Origin of the sequence: Tatumella morbirosei (assembly GCF_000757425.2) — a bacterium.
Classification (GTDB): domain Bacteria; phylum Pseudomonadota; class Gammaproteobacteria; order Enterobacterales; family Enterobacteriaceae; genus Tatumella; species Tatumella morbirosei.
In genome coordinates, this window is record NZ_JPKR02000005.1 from 700,175 (window position 1) to 725,245 (window position 25,071).

General features: G+C 51.6%; 18 protein-coding genes and 1 pseudogene. 17 read left to right on the forward strand and 2 right to left on the reverse strand.

Annotated features, from left to right (window positions below):
- Positions 1 to 146: 146 nt before the first annotated feature.
- Positions 147 to 656 carry a hypothetical protein gene (locus HA49_RS18775; protein WP_038016239.1) on the reverse strand — a complete coding sequence of 170 codons (510 nt, stop codon included), beginning with the start codon at positions 654 to 656 and terminating at the stop codon, positions 147 to 149.
- Positions 657 to 1,097: 441 nt separating this feature from the next.
- Here HA49_RS18775 and HA49_RS21910 point away from each other — a divergent pair, with 441 nt between their 5' ends.
- The 16 genes and pseudogenes from HA49_RS21910 to HA49_RS18855 all read left to right on the forward strand — a co-directional run bounded on the left by HA49_RS21910 (position 1,098) and on the right by HA49_RS18855 (position 22,748).
- Positions 1,098 to 1,427: a DUF2931 family protein gene (locus tag HA49_RS21910; protein ID WP_245610237.1), complete on the forward strand. Its 330-nt coding sequence runs from the start codon at positions 1,098 to 1,100 to the stop codon at positions 1,425 to 1,427.
- A 505-nt stretch (positions 1,428 to 1,932) separates the two neighbouring features.
- Positions 1,933 to 2,406 carry a phospholipase D family nuclease gene (locus HA49_RS18785; RefSeq protein ID WP_425427755.1) on the forward strand — a complete coding sequence of 158 codons (474 nt, stop codon included), beginning with the start codon at positions 1,933 to 1,935 and terminating at the stop codon, positions 2,404 to 2,406.
- Between the two features lie 865 nt (positions 2,407 to 3,271).
- Positions 3,272 to 3,841: a type 1 fimbrial major subunit FimA gene (gene fimA / locus HA49_RS18790; RefSeq protein WP_038016243.1), complete on the forward strand. Its 570-nt coding sequence runs from the start codon at positions 3,272 to 3,274 to the stop codon at positions 3,839 to 3,841.
- A gap of 71 nt (positions 3,842 to 3,912) precedes the next feature.
- Positions 3,913 to 4,446 carry a fimbrial protein gene (locus HA49_RS18795; RefSeq protein ID WP_084706466.1) on the forward strand — a complete coding sequence of 178 codons (534 nt, stop codon included), beginning with the start codon at positions 3,913 to 3,915 and terminating at the stop codon, positions 4,444 to 4,446.
- Positions 4,447 to 4,512: 66 nt separating this feature from the next.
- On the forward strand, positions 4,513 to 5,214 hold the full coding sequence (locus tag HA49_RS18800) for a fimbria/pilus periplasmic chaperone (protein WP_425427747.1): 702 nt from the start codon (positions 4,513 to 4,515) through the stop codon (positions 5,212 to 5,214).
- Positions 5,215 to 5,331: 117 nt separating this feature from the next.
- Positions 5,332 to 7,927, forward strand: a pseudogene (locus tag HA49_RS18805) (fimbrial biogenesis usher protein).
- Positions 7,928 to 7,938: 11 nt separating this feature from the next.
- Positions 7,939 to 8,466: a type 1 fimbrial adaptor subunit FimF gene (gene fimF, locus HA49_RS18810; protein ID WP_038016247.1), complete on the forward strand. Its 528-nt coding sequence runs from the start codon at positions 7,939 to 7,941 to the stop codon at positions 8,464 to 8,466.
- Positions 8,467 to 8,478: 12 nt separating this feature from the next.
- Positions 8,479 to 8,982 carry a type 1 fimbrial minor subunit FimG gene (gene fimG, locus HA49_RS18815; protein ID WP_038016249.1) on the forward strand — a complete coding sequence of 168 codons (504 nt, stop codon included), beginning with the start codon at positions 8,479 to 8,481 and terminating at the stop codon, positions 8,980 to 8,982.
- Positions 8,983 to 9,130: 148 nt separating this feature from the next.
- Positions 9,131 to 10,030 carry a fimbrial protein gene (locus HA49_RS18820; RefSeq protein WP_038016250.1) on the forward strand — a complete coding sequence of 300 codons (900 nt, stop codon included), beginning with the start codon at positions 9,131 to 9,133 and terminating at the stop codon, positions 10,028 to 10,030.
- Positions 10,031 to 10,140: 110 nt separating this feature from the next.
- Complete coding sequence (locus tag HA49_RS18825) at positions 10,141 to 11,436, forward strand: nitrate- and nitrite sensing domain-containing protein (protein ID WP_425427748.1); 1,296 nt, start codon at positions 10,141 to 10,143, stop codon at positions 11,434 to 11,436.
- Between the two features lie 360 nt (positions 11,437 to 11,796).
- Complete coding sequence (locus HA49_RS18830) at positions 11,797 to 13,071, forward strand: CmpA/NrtA family ABC transporter substrate-binding protein (RefSeq protein WP_038016254.1); 1,275 nt, start codon at positions 11,797 to 11,799, stop codon at positions 13,069 to 13,071.
- Complete coding sequence (ntrB, locus tag HA49_RS18835) at positions 13,068 to 13,946, forward strand: nitrate ABC transporter permease (protein ID WP_038016255.1); 879 nt, start codon at positions 13,068 to 13,070, stop codon at positions 13,944 to 13,946. Before HA49_RS18830 ends, ntrB begins: the two co-directional genes overlap by 4 nt.
- A 10-nt stretch (positions 13,947 to 13,956) precedes the next feature.
- Positions 13,957 to 14,751: an ABC transporter ATP-binding protein gene (locus HA49_RS18840; protein WP_038016257.1), complete on the forward strand. Its 795-nt coding sequence runs from the start codon at positions 13,957 to 13,959 to the stop codon at positions 14,749 to 14,751.
- Between the two features lie 62 nt (positions 14,752 to 14,813).
- Positions 14,814 to 17,723 carry a nitrite reductase large subunit NirB gene (gene nirB, locus HA49_RS18845; RefSeq protein WP_038016690.1) on the forward strand — a complete coding sequence of 970 codons (2,910 nt, stop codon included), beginning with the start codon at positions 14,814 to 14,816 and terminating at the stop codon, positions 17,721 to 17,723.
- A 22-nt stretch (positions 17,724 to 17,745) separates the two neighbouring features.
- Positions 17,746 to 18,579 (forward strand): uroporphyrinogen-III C-methyltransferase, encoded by an 834-nt coding sequence (gene cobA, locus HA49_RS18850; protein WP_038016258.1) that lies wholly within the window; start codon positions 17,746 to 17,748, stop codon positions 18,577 to 18,579.
- A gap of 20 nt (positions 18,580 to 18,599) precedes the next feature.
- Positions 18,600 to 22,748: a bifunctional nitrate reductase/sulfite reductase flavoprotein subunit alpha gene (locus HA49_RS18855; protein ID WP_038016260.1), complete on the forward strand. Its 4,149-nt coding sequence runs from the start codon at positions 18,600 to 18,602 to the stop codon at positions 22,746 to 22,748.
- Here HA49_RS18855 and HA49_RS18860 read toward each other — a convergent pair.
- The gene (locus HA49_RS18860; protein WP_038016262.1) at positions 22,742 to 23,707 is read right to left on the reverse strand and encodes an AraC family transcriptional regulator; all 966 of its coding nucleotides are present in this window, start codon (positions 23,705 to 23,707) and stop codon (positions 22,742 to 22,744) included. The genes HA49_RS18855 and HA49_RS18860 overlap by 7 nt on opposite strands.
- Before the next feature lie 97 nt (positions 23,708 to 23,804).
- Here HA49_RS18860 and HA49_RS18865 point away from each other — a divergent pair, with 97 nt between their 5' ends.
- A complete protein-coding gene (locus HA49_RS18865) occupies positions 23,805 to 25,016 on the forward strand; it encodes an MFS transporter (RefSeq protein WP_038016263.1) in 1,212 nt (403 codons plus the stop codon).
- Positions 25,017 to 25,071 lie beyond the last annotated feature (55 nt).

Here is a 25,071-nt window from a genome sequence, read left to right on the forward strand (position 1 = left end):
TCAGCATGCCCTTATAATTTTAATACCGTTAGATTACTTCAAAAAACCATTACGTGTTTATTGAATATAAAACCCTCTATAATTCAGTAGTATTACTTTTGATGTGTATGAGCAGGAGATAACCTGACTCATACACAACCTGATATCTATTTTTTGTATTTAAAGTAAGAGCGAATGGCCAAAAGGATTGAAATAATCAGGTTAAAATAAATTCCAAATCCATACGTAATCATATCATTAAAACTATCAGCGAATGGATTACTTTGATTGCTTCTTCCGGATAATGCAGAAAAAGCATTTTGAGCCTGTTCTTTCATAGTTGCAATCTGGTGATGTATACACCACATAACGATAAGAGTGATAATTACAGGTAAGAAACCAGCAAGAAAAGAGCGTCTATCGTTTATAAATGCAGGGGCAAGAGGAGAAAATAAAGCGACAATAAGCAGCAGGCCATACAATCCTGAGCCACCATTTGGTGTTCCTGAGTTAACATAACCCATGACCCCGGACATATTAAATTTAACAGTTCCACCCATAAAATTGACGGAAGTGAGTCCGTAAAATCCTATTAACAACAAGACAAAAAAAACAGCTCCGATATAAAATTCTTTTTTTGATACTAGTTTAATATTTAGGCCTTTGCTACTGTCCAAAATATAATTCTCCGGGGTTTAGTGATTTTTTTTTTGTGTGTGTTTTTTAGAAGTGAGTGAAATTAAATTCCAACCAGCATTAGTGAACTGGTTATACCTCTTATAAAAAACCTGTAATTTTAATCGCTTAGCTAAAAATCAACCTAAGGTTACTATATTTCGTGAGAAAGTGTAATGTTTTTTATTGGTTGGTAAACTATCACCGGTAAAAGTTGGTAATGCTGTTAACTCACTGATTTCATTGTTGACATTATTTCTGACTTCTGTCTCCTTCTGATCAGCTACTCAAGGTATGAAGCTGAGAACGTTTTTTACCCTGCTGATGGTGGTTATGGTCAGCGGATGCCGCGCGCGTGAGGCGCAAACACCGAAAGAAACCGGTGAAATGCCCTACGGAGGGTTGATTTTGCGTTTTTCACTCCCAGGGCATTACAGGCGCTGGTGACGAAAGCGCAGATTATCGACAGCGAAAAGGAGGTATCCACCTTCCGTACACTGGACAGCCCGCAGGAAAATCCTGACAGAGTGGGAAGCTGGAGCAGTAAGGTGGGCAGGCATGCTCAGTTCAACAAAATCCGGCATCCTTCTGCACAGATGCTGTTCTGTTGGGACTCCATCATCGACAAAAAGACCTACGAGACCGGCATCACCTTCTCATCAGTCCTGCTGGATAAAATTTCGGTGCCAACCGGAAAGGACTGGCGCGGAAAAACGGCCAGGTATAAAACATTGCTGTTCGGACTGGCTCCGGAGGAGAAAGTCCACATCTGACTTCAGAACAGTTGCCCGGTTGTCAATCTGCCGGTTGAACCGGCAAAAATCACCACGCTGCCCGGGCACAAGCTGGATGCCTGTAAAGGGGTTACTCAACATCCCTATGGCTATGTTTATTACGGTGAGATACCTGAATTTATCAAAGGGAAAACCTATCCCTATGGCAGCTGGTAATGATTCAGCGACACTCTGCATTCTGACCGCTATGAAACCGGTAATCCGTTTAATGGTCGCTGAACTTCGACCTGTCTGAATCTCCTCCTGGTGGGTTAATTCCGGTAATTTCTCTCCGCAGATCCGTTTTCAGGAAATGCGGATTTTTTATTACCTGCATAAATGTTAGGGTGCTGATGACTCACTGAAAAGCAAAGTTAATTCAGTGAATAACACGTATCTGATAGCAAAAAAGCACAGAGAGATTCCCCCGTTGTCATTGGATGTATTAATGAAGAGAAGTGCGTATTTACTGGCTGCCGTTTTACTGACCGCCCCGGCCCTGACTATGGCTGCCAGCCCATCGGTTGAAGTGGGTTTTTCACCGGAAGGCACGGCCCGCAGTCTGGTACTGAAAACTATCAATAGTGCTCAACATCGTATCCGTATGCTTTCCTATTCTTTTACTGCGCCAGATATCATGCAGGCATTGGCCAGTGCCAAAAAACGCGGTGTTGATGTCAAAATTGTGGTGGATGAGCGGGGCAACAGAAATAAATCCAGCCTCGCTGCGATGAATTTCATCGTCAATCAGGGGATTCCCCTGAGGACTGATAAACATTATCCGATTCAACATGATAAGACTATCATCGTGGATGATCAGACCGTTGAGACAGGATCGTTTAACTACACTGCCAGTGCTGAGCGTCGGAATTCTGAGAATGTTCTGGTTATCCACAATTCACCTGACCTGGCCCGTGTTTATACCAGTCACTGGCAGGATCGTTGGGATAAAGGCCAGGATTATCACTCTCAGTATTAGATTCCGAAACATCTAATGCCAGTCCGTTATTCCCGGGCCTGGCATCCCATACACTTGTCCTTTTGCTCCCTCTACAACATTCTAAGTGCTCCTCTGTTTTTCACTCCACGGATAACAATGCAGGTCTGTGACGAGGGGGTAATTAACCGATTTGGTTAAATAAATTGCAAGTAAATAGGTTAATTCTGCTTATTTATAGAGCAATCCCTTACGGAGGGATAATTTCGTGAAAATTGAAATCGGTTACTTACTGAAATTTGCTTCCAGATGATTTCAAAACCTATCAATAGTAGGTTATTGATAGGAATTACAATGATATACAATACTCCGCCTCGCGAATCATAAGAAAAATTATTCATTTAATTAACATTTAATAGGTTTTTTTGTGATTTAAATGAGATATTAATCGTTAAAAACTTTATTATATGTCTTGTAATCGCTTTTTTATTTAGTTTCAAATCCGATAGTTTATCTTTCCCCTGGTGTTAATGTACTATTTATTATGGGGTTATAATAAAGAATTTTGTTTTAATTTATTGATATGTATGATTTAAATAATAACCATGTCATCAGAGTGGATATTATTTGTGTTTTTAATTTGAGTTATTTTGATAAGTCAAATGTTAAAAAAAGTTAGCACGCTTATTTTTCAGCTATTTCATTAAACAAAGTGATGTGGTTATTTGCCAAACAACCCGGAATGGTCCTATCCTGATAGGCATCTGGAGGATTTATTAACTTTTGTAATGATGAGTCCAGATTGGCAGGTCGAAATGAAGGTTATTGTAATAATGGTTCTGACCATACCGGAAAGCTGGCCGCCAATTTCTTATTCATTAATTTTTTGGATTAAAAGGCAAACTGTATGAAAATCAAATCACTGGTAGTTGGCGTCCTTTCCGCTCTGTCTCTGTCTGTAACTGTTGCTCACGCAGCAACAACTACAGTCAATGGTGGTACTGTGCATTTTAAAGGTGAAGTTGTTAACGCAGCTTGTGCCGTTGATGCTGGTTCAGTTGATCAGACTGTCCAACTGGGTCAGGTAAAAGCCAGTACTCTGGGTGCGACTGGCGAGACCAGTGGCGCTGTTGGTTTCAATATCCAGTTAGACGACTGTGATACTACTGTGGCAACCACTGCGGCTATCGCGTTTGCTGGCGTGACTGCGACCTCTACCGATTCAGGCACCACCACATCTTACCCTGACGTATTAGCACTGCAGAGTTCTTCTGCAGGTTCAGCCTCTAACGTTGGTATCCAGATCCTGGACAGCACCGGTTCTGCTCTGAAACTGGACGGTGCAAGCTTCAGCACTGCTAAGACTCTGATTAATGGTACCAACACCCTGCCATTCCAGGCGCGTTACTACGCTCTGGGTGCGGCAAGTGCCGGTACAGCTAACGCCGATGCAACCTTCCAGGTTCAGTATCAGTAAGATTCAGTTTCAGGACGATCTTTCAGGCTATGGATGGCCTGCCTTCAGTGCGATGAATCAGAGATCATGATATGTGGAGAATTGGGCTGATTATCCTGATTTTCATATCACAGGGAGCACAGGCTGACAAAAATAATGCTGCCGCTGCCAGTGGTCAGATGCAATTTCAGGGTGAAGTGATTGCTGACACCTGCATTATTGATGATGGTAATCAGTATCTGACTGTAGATATGGGTCAGGCAAGCAACAGTAAATTTAAGCAGGCAGGTGATGATTCTGATCCAGTGATGTTCTCGCTGAATTTCAGACACTGTAGCCCGAATGTCAGCCGGAATATGGTAGTTGCTTTTCGCGGTGTGGCAGATAAACAGAATCCCGACCTGCTGGCGATCGAAACGGGTGACAACGACGCCAGGGGCATAGGAATCGCCTTATTTGATGACAAAGGCAATTTAATCCCGATCAATACCGGAAAACTGGTGGTGAAACCTAAATATGCCGGGCCACTTACCGTCAACCTGACTGCCCGATATCGCTCCACAACGGATAATGTCAGTGGGGGTATTGCCAATGCTCAGGCATGGTTTTTATTTACTTATCAATAATTTAACTTTAAATACAACAAGAATATATTAATTTTAATGTTAGGTTGATTGGCGCAGGAGATTATTGTGATTAAGACAGTACATAAACGTTTTCTGGCGGCGGCCCTGGTGGTTGCTACCTCTTTAGGGCTGGCTAATAGTGCTCACGCAGGTGTAGCACTGGGGGCGACTCGTGTGGTTTATCCGGCAAACCAGAAACAGGTTTCGCTGGGAATCAGTAATAATGACGATAAAAGTACTTTTCTTATCCAGTCATGGGTAGAAAATGCCGCAGGGACCAAAGATAGCCGGTTTGTGATCACACCTCCGTTATTCGTGATTAAAGGGAAAAGAGAAAACAGCCTGCGGATTATTGATGGTACTAACCACAGCTTACCTCAGGACAGAGAAAGCCTGTTTTGGGTCAACGTAAAAGCTATCCCTTCAATGAACAAGTCTCAGCAGTCACAGAATACTCTGCAGCTGGCTATTATCAGCCGGATTAAGATGTTCTACCGGCCGACCGGATTATCGATGGCGCCTGAACAGGCAGCCAAAGCGTTACGCTTTAAAAAGAGTGGTTCAACCCTGACTCTGGTTAACCCGACACCTTATTACCTGACAGTCACTTCACTGCATGCTGGTTCAGCGACATTGGCTAACACTATGGTACCGCCAAAGGGGACATCAACAGTGGCACTGCCTGCCGGGTCTGCTTCTGATATTACTTATCAGACCATCAATGATTTTGGCGCGTTAACCCCGGTAACCAAAGGGATCTTTCAGTAGTTCTGCGGCTGAATGAAGCAGGGATGCAATGTAATGGGGCCGGATAACAGGTTTAAAAACTCAGTTTTTTACCAGGCTGGCGAAGTAAAAACGGGACAATAAACGGGTATTCCTCAGATGACCAGACTCAAAAAATGCTTATCTGTAAAAGGGTTAGCATTTACACCGTTGGCCGTGTTTTTATCCTTCGCCTGCCAGTCAGCCGCCTATGCGGATGTCTACTTTAACCCACGTTTTTTATCTAACGATCCTGGTGCCGTTGCTGACTTGTCGCAGTTTGAGAGTGGGCTGGAAGCTCCTCCCGGCACTTATCGGGTCGATATTTATCTGAATGACGGTTTTATCACTACCCGTAATGTCACTTTCCAGTTGAGCCCGGACAAGAAGTCGCTTGAACCCTGCATTAATCAGAGCCAGTTATCTGAGATGGGCGTCAGCGTACTGGCGATTCCTGGAATCTCTGCACTGGCCAAAGATGCCTGTGTACCTATGGGGATGATCAGCAAGGATGCCAGTAGTCGTTTTGATGCAGGCTCCCAGAAACTGTATCTGAGTATTCCTCAGGCAATGATGCATAGTCGTGCTCAGGGATATATTCCACCGGAGCTATGGGATAACGGTATTACTGCCGGGTTACTGAATTATACCTTTACCGGAAACAATGCCCATACTCCGACAGGGGGCAACAGCACCTATGCCTACCTGAACCTGCAAAGTGGTTTTAACTTTGGCCCATGGCGGCTGCGGGATACCTCGACATGGAGTTACACCGACAGTACCGATGGTTACAGTGAAAACCGATGGAAACACGTTAATACCTACCTGGAGCGCGATGTAGTCCCTTTGCGCAGCCGCCTGACAATGGGCGACAGTTATACTACCGGTGATATTTTCGACAGTATTAACTTTCGTGGTATTCAACTGGCGTCTGATGACAATATGCTGCCTAACAGCCAACAGGGGTTTGCGCCGGTGATCCACGGTATCGCACATGGTACTGCCAAGGTCACCGTCAGACAAAATGGCTTTGACATCTACCAGATTACCGTTCCACCAGGTCCGTTTACCATTAACGACCTGAATGCTAGCGGTAACAGCGGTGATTTGCAGGTTACCATTACTGAGGCTAATGGCTCTGTTCAGTCGTTTACTGTTCCCTACGCATCGGTACCTATGCTGCAACGTGAAGGGCATATCAAATATGGCCTGACGGCCGGGGAGTATCGGAGCGGTAATGATCAGCAGGAAAGCCCGAAGTTCTTCCAGGGAACAGCCATGTGGGGGCTGCCAAAAGGATTCACTCTGTTTGGTGGTACCCAGCAGTCGGATGATTATCATGCTTATAATCTGGGGGTGGGTAAGAACCTTGGCGTTTTGGGTGCAGTCTCTTTTGATTTAACTCAGGCACAGGCGACCCTGGCGGATAAAACCAGCCATCAGGGGCAGTCTCTTCGCTTTCTGTACAATAAATCATTGCAGGATACCGGGACTAACTTCCAGTTGGTAGGTTACCGTTATTCAACCAAAGGCTACTATTCATTTGCGGATACCACCTACAACCAGATGAATGGTTATTCGGTTGTCACCGAAGATGGACAGTTACAGGTCAAACCAACCTATACCGACTTCTATAACCTTTCTTATAGTAAGCGTGGCCGTCTGCAGGCGACCATCACCCAGCAGGTAGGTAAAACTTCAACGCTGTACCTGACGGGAAGTCAGCAGACTTACTGGGGCACTAACAAAGATGACGTCCAGTTGCAGGCTGGGTACAGTAGTTCAATTCGCGATATTACCTATAGTGTTAATTACAGCATTAACCGCAGTGCCTGGCAAAGTGGTACTGATCAGGTGTTATCACTCAACCTCAATATTCCATTTAGCCACTGGATGCGCTCGGATGATACCAGTGCCTTAAGTCGTTCAAATGTGACCTACAGTAGTTCGAGTGATTTGAAAGGCCAGTCAACCAACCAGGTGGGAGTTTACGGCACGCTGCTTCAGGATAACAACCTGAGTTATAACGTACAGACTGGTTATACAGGGGGGGGTAGATACTTCCTCTGGTACAACCAATACGGCATCGCTGTATTATCGTGGCGCTTATGGCAATGCCAACATCGGTTACAGCAGTACTGACGGTTATAAACAGGTTTACTATGGCCTGAGTGGCGGGGTGGTTGCCCATGCGAATGGCATCACCTTGAGTCAGCCGCTCAATGACACTGTGGTACTGATTAAAGCGCCAGGGGCTGATCATGTGTCGGTAGAGAATCAGACAGGTGTCACAACAGACTGGCGGGGTTATGCTGTTCAGCCTTATGCATTAAATTATCGTGAGAACCGGATTGCACTGGATACGAATACACTGGCCAATAATGTGGATATGGATGATTCAGTGATCAGTGTAGTGCCGACTTATGGTGCGGTTGTCCGGGCTGATTTCAAAACACATGTCGGGATGAAAGTCATTATGACTCTGACCCATCAGGGCAAACCGGTTCCCTTTGGTTCTACGGCGACACTGGTCGGCAGCCAGTCCGGCAGTATTGTGGGCGATGATGGTCAGGTGTATCTCTCCGGATTACCACTGTCCGGGAAAGTTAAAGTGAATTGGGGTGACAGTGCAGCAGAGCAATGTGTTGTGAGCTATCACCTGCCGGCAAGCAGCCAGAAGCAAGCTCTCAGTTATGCCAATGCTGTTTGTCAGTAACCGGAGGGATTATGAAACATCATTTAATGGCGCTGCTGGCATTATTACTTTTGAGTAGCCGCAGTTACGCCGCAGACAGCGTGATTAATATCAGCGGGACTGTTCAGGATAATACCTGCGTGGTCTCTACGGCCTCTCAAAATATGACGGTAAATCTGCAAAACTATACTTCAAAAATGTTTACTACCGTGGGTACAAGTACAGGGATGGTGCCCTTTACGCTGACCTTCTCCTCCTGCGGCAGTGCCGCCAGTGCGGTAAAAGTGGGGTTTACCGGGGTGGCGGACACGGTGAACAATACCTTGTTGAAGATAGACAGTGGTGACAGCACCGATGCTCAGGGAATTGGGGTCCAGATTCTTGATTCGGACCAGACGGTGTTGCCAGTTAATCAAAGTGATGACGACATGACATGGCATACGTTGACTGCGGGACAGCAAAACAGTCTGAATTTCTACGCACGTATGGTTTCCACCACTGCGCCGGTGACTGCCGGACAGGTCACGGCCTCAGCCACCATCACACTGGAATTTGAATAAGCCGGGAATAAGATGAGAAAAATAGTTTCAGGACTCGTTGCCCTCGGGATCCTTCTGTTCACCAACACGACTACCGCGGCCGATGTGACCATCACTATTAACGGAAAGGTGGTCGCAGAACCTTGCACTATCGCGACGACTACCGCCAATGTTGACCTGGGAAATCTGTCGACTACGGCATTAGCCACTGCCGGCTCCTACTCTGACTGGAAAACAGTCACTCTGAATCTGACCAATTGTCCGGTGGGGACCAGTAGTGTAGTGGCGACCTTTAGTGGTACATCGGATTCCAGTGGCACTTACTTCCTGAACCAGGGAACTGCCGGCAATCTGGCCGTTCAACTGGCCGACAGTAACGGTAATAATATCACCAACGGTGGTACGCTGAAGTCATCTGTCAGTGACTCCACGCAGGCGACGGCCTTTAATCTTGAAGTGCGCGCGATATCTCCGGACGGAGGTACCACCCAGGGAACTATCCAGTCAGTGGTGAATGTGACTTATACCTGGCAATAAATTTTTTACAGGACTCCGGGGACAGTATATCGACGAGCGTTCATTATCAGATCTGGTTCAGTTAACGCGCAAGGTAGTCGGCTCATATTCCAGACTACCGTCGCCTGTTCGCTTATTCCTTAGTTTCATTGAATAAAGGCTGACAATAATGTCCAAAAAAATCATCTTTCTTCTGGCGGGTCTGCTCATGCTGTGTTCAGCAGGCGCTCAGGCGTTTACCTGCCAGGCTAACGGGACTTCAATAAGCGGTTCGGGCACAGTGACCGTGCCTGTAACCCTGGCACCCAGTGTTCAGTCCACTGAAAATTTGGTCGTCAATCTCGGTAACAGTATCCAGTGTAAGAATGACTTACCCAGTGTTTATAAGGATCCTATTCGGGTAGGGACTGCGTCAGCTTATGCAGGAGCGCTTTCCGCTTTTACCGGCAGTATCACCTATAATGGTGATACTTACTCTTTCCCTCTGCCTTCACCTACCTCCTGGGTCCCGACACCAAACGGAACTTATGCCCCATGGAATACCATCCTCTATCTGACCCCTACAGGGAGTGCCAGTGGCGTGGTTATTCAGGCGGGACAAATATTTGCAACACTGCAACTTCAGAAAGAGGGTAATCCGGGGCAGGTTTCCCAAACTATTACCTGGAATCTGAAAGCAAATAACACCGTCACTGTACCGACCGGTGGGTGTGATGTGTCTTCCCGCGCGGTCACCGTGACGTTACCAAATTATCCGGGTACTCAGTCTATTCCTCTGACGGTTCATTGTGGTTCAACTAAAGCACTCTCTTATTATCTGACCGGAACAACAACAGATACCGCATCCACCATTTTCTCCAATACTTCTTCTGCGTCTCCGGCTCAGGGGATAGGTGTACAGTTGTCTAACAGCAATGGAGTTTTGGCAACCAACAAGACAGTATCGTTAGGTAATGTGGGTACCACTCCGGTCAGCCTGGGGCTTACCGCCACCTATGCGCGGACTTCGGGTCAGGTGGTGGCCGGTAACGTGCAGTCGATAGTTGGTGTAACCTTCGTTTACCAGTAAAGATTTAGGGTTTCGTTGTGTTTTATCCCCGTGACCAGACGGGGATTTTTTTTACCTTTTTATCGGCTCTGGCGTGTACTTTGCATAGATTCTTTTTTTGCAGGGGACTGATGATGACTGACTATATACCGACTACCCTTCGTTTTTTGCTGGCCTCCAGACAGTGTGAACTCAACAGTCTGGGTTGTTTGCTGGACAGTGGAGAGTTGGTGGGGAAAGTCAGCGTACTTATTCACCATCTGCAGCGTGAACGGGGTACGGTCAATCTGTTTCTGTGCAGTGAAGGTCGACAGACCGCTGCAGATTTGCGCCACCGTGAGCAGGATTCACTGCTGTCCCAGCAGGATCTGATGCACTATCTCGATAATACTCAGGCACTGAACCCGGGCCAGCCACAGGCCAGCCGGTTATTTCACTGTGCTGCACGGGCCGTGTATGCGCTGGGCGTATTACAGGAAACCCGCCAGCAAATCACCGGCAGGATCGCCTCGCTGGTGGGCGCGGTAGAAGTCTTCAATGATACTATTCGTCATCTGCTGTCACTGGTGTTTGCGGTCTCTGATGCTTCGGCTGATCCGGCCATCTCACGGGCCCTGATTGCTTTGTTTAGTTTTATGCAGGGCAAAGAGTTGGCAGGGCAGGAACGGGCGATTGGGGTGCGTATCTTCAGCGGGCATATGCCGGAAGATGCAGATGATCAGCCTGCCGGGCAGATCATCAGCCTGATCGAGCGCCAGGAACACTACTTTGCCACATTCATTGAATTTACTGATCCGGACAACCGGCGTCGTTGGCTGGAGATGGTACCCGACAGCGAGTTTGAACGGCTAAGGCGGATTGCCTGTACCCGTAGCAGTTTGCCGGGGAATTCTGATGTCAGCCAGCACTGGTTTCTGCTGGCCACCCGGCGTATCGATACCATGAAACAGCTGGAAGATCACTTGCAGCATACTCTGATGCAGTTATGCCGTGAACGGATCCTCACTACTCAGCGGGCCTGTGATGAACAGCAGGCTGATATCAATAGCCTGAAAACGACGATGGCGGACGGTTATAGCGGTTATTCGGTATTTATGGAGCACTCTTCCGCGGGCGTTCACCGTCAGGGAGGCTGGCTACAAAGTGAAGGCGTTCAGCCACAACTTGGGCAGTCGCTGCTTTCTCTGTTACGCCAGCAATCACAGCGGCTGGATGCACAGAATCAGGAGCTGACTGATTTGCGCGAGGTCCTTCATCAAAGAAAAACCGTGGACAGTGCCAAAAAATTGCTTATGCAGCATCGCCAACTGACCGAAGATGAAGCCTATAAAACGCTGCGTCAGATGGCGATGGATCAGAATAAAAAGATCTCAGATATTGCCGCTGCATTACTGTCAGTCGCCGGGGTATTCGATCATCCCGGCTAAAGTGATATGCACATCAAGGGTGCGGGTATTGTTCTTTTGTGGTGCAGGTCACATTTTTCCCCCTGTGATCCCTGCCTGCCAGCGCTCTGTGATTCTGTCAGTCAGTCCTTCGGCAACGAATTATTTTTCCCCAGCTAAATAAAGGGTTTATTACCCATTTTATGACCGGACCTCCCGGAAGGTTGTGCCGATGGCATGGCTCTTGCTTCAGTAAACTCAAAACTGATTACACCTGTGGGCCCGGCCAACGGCGGCTGAGAACACAGGTTACGGACAATGGCGTCCATCACTGCATATTCACGATGCAGCGGTGGGCGTTTTTTTTTGCCGAAACTGACCGGGCACAGAAGGACAGGGTGAATGAGCCAACAGACAAAAACAGACCGGACTTTTTCCCGACGCAGATTTCTGCAAGGGAGCGCCGCGATAACCGGCAGCCTGCTGGTCCCCGGCCTGATGAACAGTGTATGGGCAGCCGGTTCTGACGCGCCGGAACTGAAAACCGTACAGGTCGGGTTTATCCCCCTCACGGATTGCGCGTCGGTGGTGATGGCTGCGGCGAAGAGTTTTGATAAAAAGTACGGCATCCGCATTGTGCCGCAAAAACAGGCCAGTTGGGCGACGGTTCGCGACAAACTGTTGTCCGGTGAGCTGGATGCCGCCCACATCCTTTACGGCGAACTGTATGGATTGCATATGGGGCTGGCGGGCCCGGCAACGCCGATGGCTAACCTGCTGACCATTAATCAGAACGGCCAGGGGATTACCCTGGCAAACCAGCTACGGGAAGCCGGGATTACCGACCTGGCAGCCCTGCAACGGCATATCGATGCAAACCCGCCTGGCACCTATACCTTCGCACAGACGTTCCCTACCGGAACACATGCCATGTGGTTGTACTACTGGCTGGCAACCGCCGGTATTCATCCGTTACAGCAAATTCGCAGCCTGGTGGTACCGCCTCCGCAGATGGTGGTCAATATGAAAATCGGCAATATGCAGGGTTGCTGTGTCGGGGAGCCCTGGAACCAACGGGCGATTAGCGAGAAGGTGGGTTTTACCGCAGCAACGTCACAGCAAATCTGGCCGGATCATCCGGAAAAAATCCTTGGGACCCGGGGCGACTGGGTTACTGCTCATCCTAATACTGCCCGGGCATTGACCGCCGCTGTGCTGGAAGCTGGCCGCTGGATTGATGCCAGCGAGGCTAACCGGCTGGAGACTGCCAACATTATCGCAGGCCGTGCAGTGATCAATACCGATGTGCATGCCATTGCCGGGCGCATGCTGGGTCGTTATGAAAATGGCCTGGGTCAGACATGGCAGGATACCCATCCGATGCGCTTCTATCACGATGGCGAAGTCAGTTTCCCGTGGCTCTCTGACGGGATGTGGTTTCTGACTCAGCACCGCCGTTGGGGGTTACTAAAAACGGAGCCTGATTATCTGGCTGTCGCCAGGCAAATCAATCGTATCGATATTTATAAACAGGCGGCAGCCGCGGTAGGAAATGTACCGCTTCCCGACAGTGAGATGCGCAGCAGCGTGCTGATGGACGGCAAACGCTGGGATGGCAGCGATCCTGCCGGCTATCTCAATAGTTTTAGTATTCAACAACCAGTGAGGCCAGCATGACACAACAGTCTGAAGTAACTCCGGTAGTGGCGACGCTTCCCGCCTCTACTGCTGTTTCCGGCGCGGCAGCCCCGGCGCCCGTCACCCGGCGTCCTAATGCCATGTTTCGTCGGGTATTCCGCCAGTTGTTTGCCGGACTGCTGGGGGTGCTGTTATTGCTGGGAGGCTGGCAGATGGTGGCTCTGTACAGCCACGGTTTCCCGACCCCCTGGCAAACCTGGCAGTCAGCCATTCCCATTTTCGCTCATCCGTTCTATGTGGCCGGGCCTAATGACCAGGGAATCGGCTGGAATGTGCTGGCTTCGCTGCAACGGGTTGCTATCGGGTTTGGCCTTGCTGCGCTGGTGGGGATTCCGGTGGGCTTTTTGATTGGTCGTTTTCGTTTTATCGCCGACATGTTTAATCCGGTGATTTCGTTACTGCGCCCGGTCAGTCCACTGGCCTGGCTGCCGATAGGGCTGCTTATTTTCCAGCGTGCGGATCCGGCTTCTTACTGGACCATTTTTATCTGCTCTGTCTGGCCGATGATTCTTAATACCGCTGAAGGTGTCCGGCGTATTCCTGATGATTACCTGAATGTCGCCAGAGTACTGCGTCTGTCGGAGTTTACTGTCATGCGCAAAATTCTGTTTCCGGCGGTATTGCCCAACATCCTGACGGGTATGCGTTTGTCGATAGGGATTGCCTGGCTGGTGATTGTAGCCGCGGAAATGCTGACCGGCGGGATGGGGATTGGGTTCTGGATCTGGAATGAATGGAACAACCTGAATGTGGAACACATCATCATCGCTATTTTTGTTATCGGAGTCGTGGGGCTGTTGCTTGAGCAACTGTTGATGTGGGTCGCCCGGCGTTTCAGCTATGAAAAACGTTAAGGAGAGAGTTATGTCTGCCAACCCGATAATCCAGGTACAACAAGTCAGTCAGCAGTTTTCGACGGCCAGCGGTGATTTTCTGGCCCTGGACAATGTCAGTTTTGATATCGCAGCGGGTGAATGCATCAGCCTGATCGGTCATTCCGGCTGCGGTAAATCAACGCTGCTCAACCTGATCGCCGGACTCACTTTCCCGACCCGTGGCGGATTGTTATGCAACAACCGTGAAATTGACGGCCCCGGTCCGGAGCGGGCGGTAGTATTTCAGAACCACTCTTTATTACCGTGGCTGACGGCTTACGAAAATGTCGCCCTGGCAGTAAATCAGGTGTTCCGTGGTCAGATGACCAAAGCCGAAATGAAAGACTGGATTATGCATAACCTGCAACTGGTGCATATGGAACATGCCGCCACTAAGCGGCCTGATGAGATCTCCGGAGGCATGAAGCAGCGGGTCGGAATTGCCCGGGCGCTGGCGATGAAACCGTCGGTTCTGCTGATGGATGAGCCCTTTGGCGCACTGGATGCGCTGACCAGAGCGCATCTGCAGGATGCGGTGATGGATATTCAGCAGCAGCTGCGGACCACCATTGTTTTGATCACTCATGACGTTGATGAAGCGGTTTTGCTGTCAGATCGCGTATTTATGATGACCAACGGCCCGGCAGCGACCGTCGGAGAAGTGATGGACGTTGCCCTGGAGCGTCCGCGCTCCAGAGTGGCGCTGGCAGATGACCGCCGGTATCAGCAATACCGGCAACAGGTATTGCATTTTCTGTATGAGAAACAACCGAAAGCCGCCTGAGCCGTGGCATGCAATGTTGATAACAGCAGCCTGAGGCTGCGGGGGAGCGGAATATGAGTAATATGAGTAAGCCGGTATTAGTGGTTGTTGGACATGGCATGGTGGGTCACTACTTTCTGGAGCAACTGGCCGAACGACAGCTGCACCAACAGTATCAGGTCGTGGTCTTTGGCGAAGAGCAGCATCCGGCCTATGACCGTGTTCACCTGTCAGAATACTTTTCCGGGCGCAGTGCCGAATCATTGTCACTGGTGAAAGATAATTTCTTCGCACAAACCGGCATAGAATTACGCACCCGCAGTCAGGTAGCACATATCGATGCACAGGCCAGGGTGGTGACCGACAGCGAAGGTCATCAGCTGGCTTATGATCAGCTGGTGCTGGCGACCGGGTCCTACGCGTTTGTGCCGCCGGTGCCGGGGCATGATCGTGAAGGTTGCCTGGTCTACCGGACACTGGATGACCTGGATGCGATTGCCGCACACTCCGCGCAGGCTAAAAGCGGAGTGGTTATCGGTGGCGGGCTGCTGGGTCTGGAAGCGGCGAATGCCCTGTTACAGTCCGGCCTGGAGACCCATGTGGTGGAGTTTTCTCCGCGGCTGATGGCCCTACAGCTGGATGATGACGGCGCGCGGATGTTGCAGAAGAAGATTGCTGCTCTCGGGGTACAGGTACATACCTCCCGCCAGACCGTGGAAATCACCCAGGGAAAACACGCGCAACATCAGTTACGGTTTGCTGATGGCACAGAACTGGAAGCCGATCTGGTGCTGTTTTCTGCCGGTATCCGGCCGCGTGATGAACTGGCGGACAGCGCGGGTCTGCAAAAAGGGCCACGCGGTGGGATTGTCATCGATGATTTCTGCCAGACTTCTGATCCGGCCATCTCGGCCATTGGTGAATGTGCGCTCTGGCAGGGCAAAATTTTTGGCCTGGTGGCTCCGGGTTATCAGATGGCGCGATGTCTCGCCGATCGACTGGCTGCGCTGAACAACCCGTTCAGTGGTGCAGACATGAGTACTAAACTCAAACTACTGGGGGTGGAGGTTGCCTCTGTCGGGGATGCCCATGGAACCACTCCGGGTAGCCTGAGTTATCAGTGGACCGATGGTCCGGCCCGGGTTTATAAGAAAATTGTGGTCTCCGAAGACCGCAAATCCCTACTGGGCGCGGTACTGATTGGCGACAGTTCAGACTATAGCCAGCTGCTGCAACGTATGCTGAATGGTATTCCGCTGCCTGAACATCCGGAAAGTCTGATTCTGCCGGCGGCGGCCGGAGAAAGTAGTGGTGGTTTAGGGGTCGCTCTGCTGCCGGAAACCGCACAAATCTGTTCCTGCCATAATGTCACTAAAGGGGATATTTCTCAGGCGGTGGCCGGGGGCTGTACCGAACTCAACGGGCTGAAAACCTGTACCAAAGCCGGAACCGGTTGTGGCGGCTGTGTCCCGTTACTGAAACAGGTGATGGAACATGAACTGACCGCGCTGGGCGTTGAAGTGAAAAAGGATGTCTGCAGCCACTTTGCCTATTCACGCCAGGAACTCTATCACCTGATCCGGGTTAATAATATTCGTTCGTTTGACGAGTTGATCCGTCAGCACGGACAGGGACACGGCTGCGAAATCTGTAAGCCGCTGGTGGGTTCTCTGCTGGCCTCCTGCTGGAATGACTATCTGCTGGAACCGGAGCATATCTCTTTGCAGGATACCAATGATCGTTTCTTTGGCAATATTCAGAAAGACGGGACCTATTCAGTGGTACCTCGTATCCCTGCCGGTGAAATCACCCCACAGGGCCTGATTACCCTGGGTCAGGTGGCTGAACGTTACAACCTGTATACCAAAATCACCGGCGGACAACGGGTGGATTTGTTCGGCGCCCGGCTTGAACAGTTACCGGATATCTGGAGCGAATTACTGGCGGCGGGTTTTGAAACCGGTCATGCCTACGGAAAGTCACTGCGTACCGTCAAGTCCTGTGTGGGTTCTACCTGGTGCCGCTACGGGGTGCAGGATTCCACCGCGTTAGCCATCCGTCTGGAGGAACGTTATAAGGGGCTGCGTTCGCCGCATAAAATCAAAATGGCGGTCTCCGGCTGTACCCGCGAGTGTGCCGAAGCCCAGGGTAAAGACATTGGTGTGATTGCCACCGATAAAGGCTGGAATCTGTATGTCTGCGGTAACGGCGGTATGAAACCCCGCCACGCGGATCTGTTTGCTGCCGATCTGGATACCGAAACGCTGATCAGAACGATCGACAGAGTGCTGATGTTTTATGTGCGTACTGCGGATCGTTTACAGCGAACCAGTAACTGGCTGGATAACCTGGAGGGGGGAATAGGTTACCTGAAGTCGGTGATCCTGGAAGACAGTCTTGGGCTGGGTACCTCACTGGACTGTGAGATGCAGCATATCGTGGCAACGTATCAGTGTGAGTGGAAAACCACCCTCAGTCACCCTCAGCACCTGAAACTATTCCGGGCCTTTATCAACAGCGATCAGCCGGATGAAGCGGTGGTGATGGTTCCGGAGCGCGGACAGATTCGTCCGGCGCTGGCAGAAGAAAAAATCCGCCCTGCGGTGGCTCCGGATGTCAGCGACGAATGGGTGACTGTCGGGCAACTGGAAGATATCCCGGTCAATACCGGTATCGCCGCGCGGTTAGGCTCCCGGCAAATCGCTCTGTTCCGTCTGGGAGGTGATCAACCTGTGGTTTACGCCCTCGATAATCAGGAGCCGGGTACAGGCGCCAACGTACTGGCCCGCGGGCTGGTGGGTGATGAGGCCGGAGAGCCGCTGGTCATTTCTCCGCTCTACAAAAAACGCCTGCGGCTGTCTGATGGTATTAGTCCGGATGATGCCTCAGTCAGAGTACGTTGCTGGCCGGTCAGACTGGAGAACGGTGCTATTCGGGTTAACCGTCAGCCGTTGCCTGTCTCTGAGCCGCAGATTATTGCGGTGGCATCCTGAGCCCCTGAAGAGGAGATAACCGATGAACACTCTTAAGCAACTCATTTCTGTGGCCGACCTGCGCCAGCCGGTGACCGCGGGTGAAGTCTGGCTGGTCGGAGCAGGGCCGGGCGATGTTGAGCTACTGACCCTGAAAGCACTGCGGGTGATTCAGCAGGCCGATGTGGTGGTCTATGACCGTCTGGTCTCAGAACAGATTATGGCTCTGGTCCCTGAGCAGGCCTTGTGCATTGATGTCGGTAAATCCCGGGGTGATCACCGGCTGAATCAGTCACAAATCAATCAGTTATTGGGGGAGCTGGCACAGGCCGGCCAACGGGTAGTGCGGCTGAAAGGCGGAGATCCTTTTGTGTTTGGCCGGGGCGGCGAAGAGATGGAGTCGCTGCAACAGGCCGGTATCGCCTGTCATATCGTGCCGGGGATCACTGCCGCGATCGGGTGTGCCGCCGCTGCCGGATTGCCGTTAACCCATCGGGATTGTGCCCAGTCACTGCGTTTTATCACCGCTCATACCCGTTCGGGGGAAGAGTTGTGTGACGATGTGTCGTTGGCCGCGGGGGGACAAACGTTAGTGTTTTACATGGGCCTGAGTCACAGCTCCCGGCTGTGCCAGCGGCTGACCGGGCTAGGGTTAGCGGGGGAGACCCCACTGGCAATCATCGAAAACGGGACCCGTCCGGAACAACGGTTGCTGATTGCCACCCTCAATACATTGCCGGAGTTGCTGGCTCGTTATCAGCCACAATCGCCAGGTTTGCTGATTGTCGGTGAGGTTGTGAATTATTGCCGGATGCCGGCCTTACGGGTGGCGATGCCTGAGCAGGGTGGTGTGGTGGTTAAGTACGTCGCAGCCTGAGCATCGAGGGAGAGATATTGATGGCGGAACAGACACAGCAGGTTAAAAGCGTTTGTCCTTATTGCGGGGTCGGTTGCGGCATTGTAATGCAGGTGGCTGATAACCGGGTGGTCAAAGTGACCGGTGATAAACAGCATCCTGCCAATCGTGGCAAATTGTGTACCAAAGGACTGACTTGCGCTAAAGCCATTACTGCTCCTGGCCGTCTGGCGCGGGCTTTCCTGCGTAAACAGCGTCACCTGGATCCGGTGCAGGCGGAGATGACGGCCGCAATCCGGGAAACTGCGAACCGTCTGAAGGCCATTATTCAGCAGCATGGACCAGAGGCCGTGGCACTGTATGTCTCCGGGCAGATGTCGCTGGAGGCTCAGTATCTGGCCAACAAACTGGCAAAAGGGTTTATTGCCACCCCGAATATCGAATCTAACTCCCGGCTGTGTATGGCCAGTGCCGGCAGCGGTTACAAGCAATCGCTGGGTGCTGACGGTCCTCCCGGTTCCTACGAAGACTTTGAGCATGCAGATTTGTTCCTGGTGATTGGGGCCAATATGGCCGACTGCCATCCGATTCTGTTTCTGCGCATGATGGCCCGGGTGAATGCCGGTGCCAGACTGATTGTGGTGGATACCCGAAGAACAGCCACTGCGGAGAAAGCCAGCCTGTTTTTACAGGTGAAATCTGGCAGTGACCTGATGCTGATGAACGGGCTGTTGCAATTGCTGGTCAGCCAGGGAAAAACCGACAACGAATTTATCGCCCGTTATACCCGGGGCTGGGAACAGATGCCGGAATTTCTGGCGGACTACACCCTCGATAAAGTGGCGGAGGCTACCGGCCTGGCAGAGCAGGATATCCGTCGTGCCGCTGACTGGATAGGGGAGTCTCCCGCCTGGATGAGCTGCTGGACCATGGGGCTCAACCAGAGCATCCAGGGGACGCTCAATACCAGTGCGCTGTGTAATCTGCATCTGGCTACCGGAACGATATGCCGGCCCGGTTGCGGCCCTTTTTCTCTTACCGGCCAGCCCAATGCGATGGGGGGCAGGGAGATGGGCTATATGGGACCGGGACTTCCCGGGCAGCGTTCTTTGCTGTCGGAAGACGATCGCCGTTTCACCGAAAATCTCTGGGGACTGCCCTCCGGCACCTTACCGCATCATGGCGGACACGGCACTGTTGATATGTTTCAACAGATGGCGGCCGGCACCATCAAAGCCTGCTGGATCATCTGCACTAATCCTGCCGCCAGTATGGCGAACCGGCAGCAGGTTATCCGGGGGCTGCAACAGGCGGAGCTGGTGATTACTCAGGATGCTTTTCTCGATACCGAAACTAACCGTTATGCCGACATACTGTTGCCTGGCGCATTATGGGCAGAAGCCGAAGGGGTAATGATAAATTCCGAACGTAATGTGACCCTGATGAAGCAAGCCGTTAACCCGCCTGGTGATGCAATGGCTGACTGGCAGATTATTGCCAGTGTGGCCTGTGAAATGGGTTTTCGTCAGGATTTTAGTTATCGTTCTGCCAGTGAAGTATTTCTCGAAATTCAGCAATTTCATAATCCACAGACCGGCTACGATCTGCGGGGAATCAGCTACCCGCGGCTGTATGATTCACCGGTACAGTGGCCCAGCCCGCCGGACGATCAGCAATCGCGCCATCCGATACGCTATCTGTCACAGGAAGTCATTTTTACGGATAAACCCGCCAGTACTCCGGTCATTATTTTCCCGACCGCCAGTGGCCGGGCACACTTCCATTGCTGTCTGCCGCTATCTCCGACAGATTCGCCGGATGATGACTACCCGTTTGTGATGAATACCGGCCGCCTGCAACACCAGTGGCACACCATGACCAAAACCGGCCATATTGCCGAGCTGAACCAGTTAAACCCGAACCCATTTGTTGAGATTCATCCTGAGGATGCTCAGCGGTTGAATATTCTACCTGAACAACCGGTTGAGCTGCGTTCCCGGCGCGGGCACGCGATCCTGCCGGCGCAAATCAGCAACAGGGTGTTACCCGGCCACTGTTTTGCGCCATTTCACTGGAATGACGTGTTCGGTGAGAACCTGTCGGTCAATTCGCTGACCAGCGATGCGGTTGATCCGCTATCGCTACAACCGGCGCTAAAATATTGTGCGGTTTCTTTGACCCCGATAGTGACCCCAAAAATTGCTGATGTTGAGCTTATCAACGCTCAACCCGTTACGGAGGCCGTAATGACAGAAAACCCTGCCACCACAGCAGCAGACCTGTTCGCCCGGCAGTTGGTCCCGGGGGCCAGCCTGTCTGAAATGCTTAACGCGGAAGAACAGCGTTATCTGCAAGGATATCTGGCGGGTTTGCGTTTAAGCCCTCCCGATACCTGCGGCGGTGTTCCTGTGCTGCCAGCTACCGCGCCGCTGGGGAATGATATGCGCCTGTGGGTCGATGGGCTGCTGGCGGGATTGTATGCCCGTACTCCGCTGGCAGCTGGCATGGCGTCCACGCTCGCGAACGGGCAGCCGGCCATCAGTTTTGCTGCCGAAACGGCGGCGCCGGTATGGGTATTGTGGAGCTCAACCACCGGTAATGCAGAATCTTTTGCCGCCGTATGTGTCAGCCAGCTGGAACAGGCGGGGATACCTGCCCGATCCGGCTGTGTCTCCGACCACGGGGCGGCGGAACTGGCCAGCGCCGGGAAAATTTTACTGGTGGTCAGTACTTTTGGTGATGGCGATCCGCCGGATAACGGTCTCAGTTTCTGGCAAATGCTGACGGCAGAGTCTGCTCCGTCGCTGTCATCGGTCAGTTTTTCGGTACTGGCGTTCGGTGACAGCAGCTATGACCAGTATTGTGGCTTTGGCCGGCGTCTCGATACCCGGCTGAGTGAACTGGGAGCGACACGGCTTTCTCCCAGGGCCGAATGCGAAGCGGAGGATCTACAACCGGCCAGGTTATGGCTGGAAAATATGACCGGGCTGCTACGCAGCAGTTCTGCTCCGGTAAATATCATGGCTAAACCCACGCAGGTTATCCGGCAAGAGACTGAGCCCGCAGCCCCTGCAAAGTACCATCGTGACAAGCCTTACCGCGCCACGCTGTTGTCCTGTCAGCGACTGAACCAGGAGGGATCACAGAAGGAGACCCGCCAGATAATATTGTCGGTAGAAGGGAATGAACTCAGTTATCAGGCCGGAGATGCCCTGGGGGTCTGGCCAAAGAATAAACCGCAGTGTGTAGACTCCGTACTTAATGCCCTGCAGCTTGATCCACAGCAGCCGGTGACGGTCAGTTCCGGGCAGACGGTCAGTCTGCAGGATGCGTTGACAGGTTACCTGGATTTATCGGTGGTGAGCCGTGAGCTGGCAGAATACCTCGGCAACCATTCTGTCAGCGGTGAATTTCCTCCTCCACTACAGAAGGTGCTGGCAGGTGATTTTACCGGCTGGCAACAGCAGCAGCGGGTGGTGGATCTGCTGGAGGCATTCCCTGCCAGAGTTCGGGCCGATGAATTTATCCGCTATCTGCGACCGATGCGGCCACGGCTCTATTCTGTTTCGTCCAGTCCGTTGCTGACTCCGGATGAAATACATCTGACGGTGTCGGTGATACGTGAGGGTATTCACGGGATGCGGGATGGTGTCTGTTCGTCATTTCTGGCCGATAGCGCTGTCGGTGACAGTATACAGGTGTTTGTAAAACCTCAGGTCAGTTTCCGGATACCGGAAGACGATACATTACCACTGATTATGATTGGTCCCGGTACAGGAATTGCCCCTTTCCGTGCTTTCCTGCAACAGCGCCAGGCCATTGGTGCCCGGGGTCATAACTGGTTGTTCTTTGGTGAACAGCATGCTGACGGTGATTTTTATTATCGTCAGGAGTTGGAAGACCTCCGTCGTGACGGAGTACTGCACCGGCTGGATACGGCTTTCTCCCGTGATCAACCAGAGAAAATTTACGTCCAGCAGCGGATGCTGGAACAAGGCAGTATTCTCTGGCAATGGCTGACGGAAGGTGCAACCGTTTGTGTGTGCGGCGATGCCAGCAGAATGGCGAAAGATGTCCATCAGACGTTACTGCAGATCATCCGTGAACATGGCCGGATGAGTGCCGGTGAGGCAGAGCAGTGGTTGTCAGCGCTGACCCGTCAGAAACGCTACCTGCGTGATATTTACTGATGATTCCTGGCGTGGCGGCTGGCTCCCGGCGGCAGGCCGGTGATCCGTTTAAACGCCCGGCTAAAGGCGGCCTGGGAGGTATAGCCCAGCCGCTGAGCCACGGTTTCTATCGGCAGGCGTTCGTTATTCAGCCACTGGCTGGCGAGCTGCATACGTAACTCAGTGGCATAACGCAGCGGTGATATGCCGATTGTCTGGCGAAAACGACCGGCAAATACCGATCGGGAACTGTGGCACTCGGCGGCGAGTTCCGCCACGGTCCACTCTTTTCCGGGGTTGCGGTGCAAAGCCAGTAATGCCTGCGCCAGCCGGGGATCTTTAAGTGCAGCCACCAGACCACTTCCATTACCACAGCCACATTCTACCCAACCCCGTATCAGCATGGCGGCCACCACTTCAGCAAGCCTGGCCATAATTCCCGGATAGCCAATTCTGCCTGAACAGACTTCCCGTTTCATTGACGAAAGAATTGGCAGTAAGCCCGGATAACGGTCGCTGAGAGTATCTGCCAGCAATTCATCCGGCATTAACCGGATAAGCCCCTGCATCCCGCCAGGATCAAAGGCCATGCAGCCATGAAAAATAATTGTTTTTTCAGGGTTGGTAATTTTGCAGCAGGTATTAATAGCACTCACCGAATCACCCAGTGGAATAGTTTCAGAGGAATCAATATTCTGTATTGCAGCATCGGAATCAGACAGCAACTGATGGTGGGGGGCATGAGGCATAAATACCGCATAACCCGCCGGTAGCGTCTGAATCGTACCATCAGCTTTACGTAACAGAGCACTGCCGGAAGCAATAAAATGGAAGCAGGCATAACCGGGCCTTGCCGGGAAATTAAAACCAAACCGGCTACCGGCTTTAATTTGTCGATACTTCACGCCACGCAACCGCATTCCTGTCAGCAGTTCGCTTATCAGATCAGAAGGTAATTCAGAAAGGGCAGCTTTGCTCATTTTCAGGAGTTTTAGTCAAAAATAACAGACTTACTATCATAGACCCTCCTGGTGTTTATCTCCAGAATCAGGTGATTAACATCATCGGAGGAAATTAATGAGCCATTGTACTGAGCAATGTAGCCTGCCATCTCAGGATGACGCTGGCGTTTCTGCGGCCTGGTTGGCGGTATTTTCACTGGCTGTCGGTGTATTTGGTTTACTGACGGCGGAATACCTGCCTGCAAGTCTGTTATCGCCCATGGCTGACAGCCTGGGGGTGAGTGAAGCGTTAGCGGGCCAGTCCGTGACCGTCACTGCCATCGTGGCACTGTTTTCCGGCCTGTTGGTACCAGGGCTGACACGTAATCTGGACCGACGTACGGTGCTACTGGGTTTTACCTTACTGATGATCGCTTCTAATCTGCTGGTGGCTTTATCACCGAACCTGACCGTATTACTGCTGATGCGGGTATTACTGGGGATTGCGATTGGCGGATTCTGGAGCATGGTGGCCGCGGTGGCCATGCGGCTGGTGCCGGATGAATTGTTGCCGCGGGCACTATCGATAATTTTCAGCGGTATTTCGGTCGGAACTGTGGTGGCCGTCCCTCTTGGCAGCTATCTGGGAGGGGTTGTTGGCTGGCGCAGTACTTTTGTCGCGGCTGCAATTATCGGGATGATCACCTTCCTGTTTCAGTTTTTTACTTTGCCGCGGATGGCACCCAGGCAGGGTGTGACACTGGGCATGATCTTTAGCGTTGCTATGCGCCCGGGGATTGGGGCCGGGTTACTGGGATGTATTCTGATCCATGGCGGACACTTTGCATTGTTTACCTATATCCGGCCGATGCTGGAGTCGACTACGGCTATGGGAGAGGACGGCCTGGCATTGGTTCTGCTGGGATTCGGGGTGGCTAATTTTGCAGGCACGGTACTGGCCGGTTATTTACTGTCAAAAATGCCGCTGGGAACGCTGGTGATGATGCCGGCAGTGGTGGGATTGAGCGCACTGGCATTGGTGCTGTTACCTGCGACGTTGCCAGGTCAGGTCCTGCTGGTTGCTCTCTGGGGTCTGGCCTTTGGTGCGATCCCTGTCGCCTGGTCCAACTGGATTGCCCGTTCAATCCCGGACCAGGCAGAAAGTGCTGGTGGGATGGTGGTGGCGGCCGTTCAGTCCTCAATTGCCGCCGGCGCAGCCGCTGGCGGACTGATGTTCAGCCATAGCGGTATTACCGGCGTCTTTGCCAGTGCCGGGTGCGTCTTACTAATAGCGGCATTATTTGTAGCGCTGCGGGTGAAGGGGGATATTATTCCTCCGGCCAACTGACAACGACATGGGCCGAAGCAGTGACCGGCCCGTGACGGCTAAATTAGCCACGCAG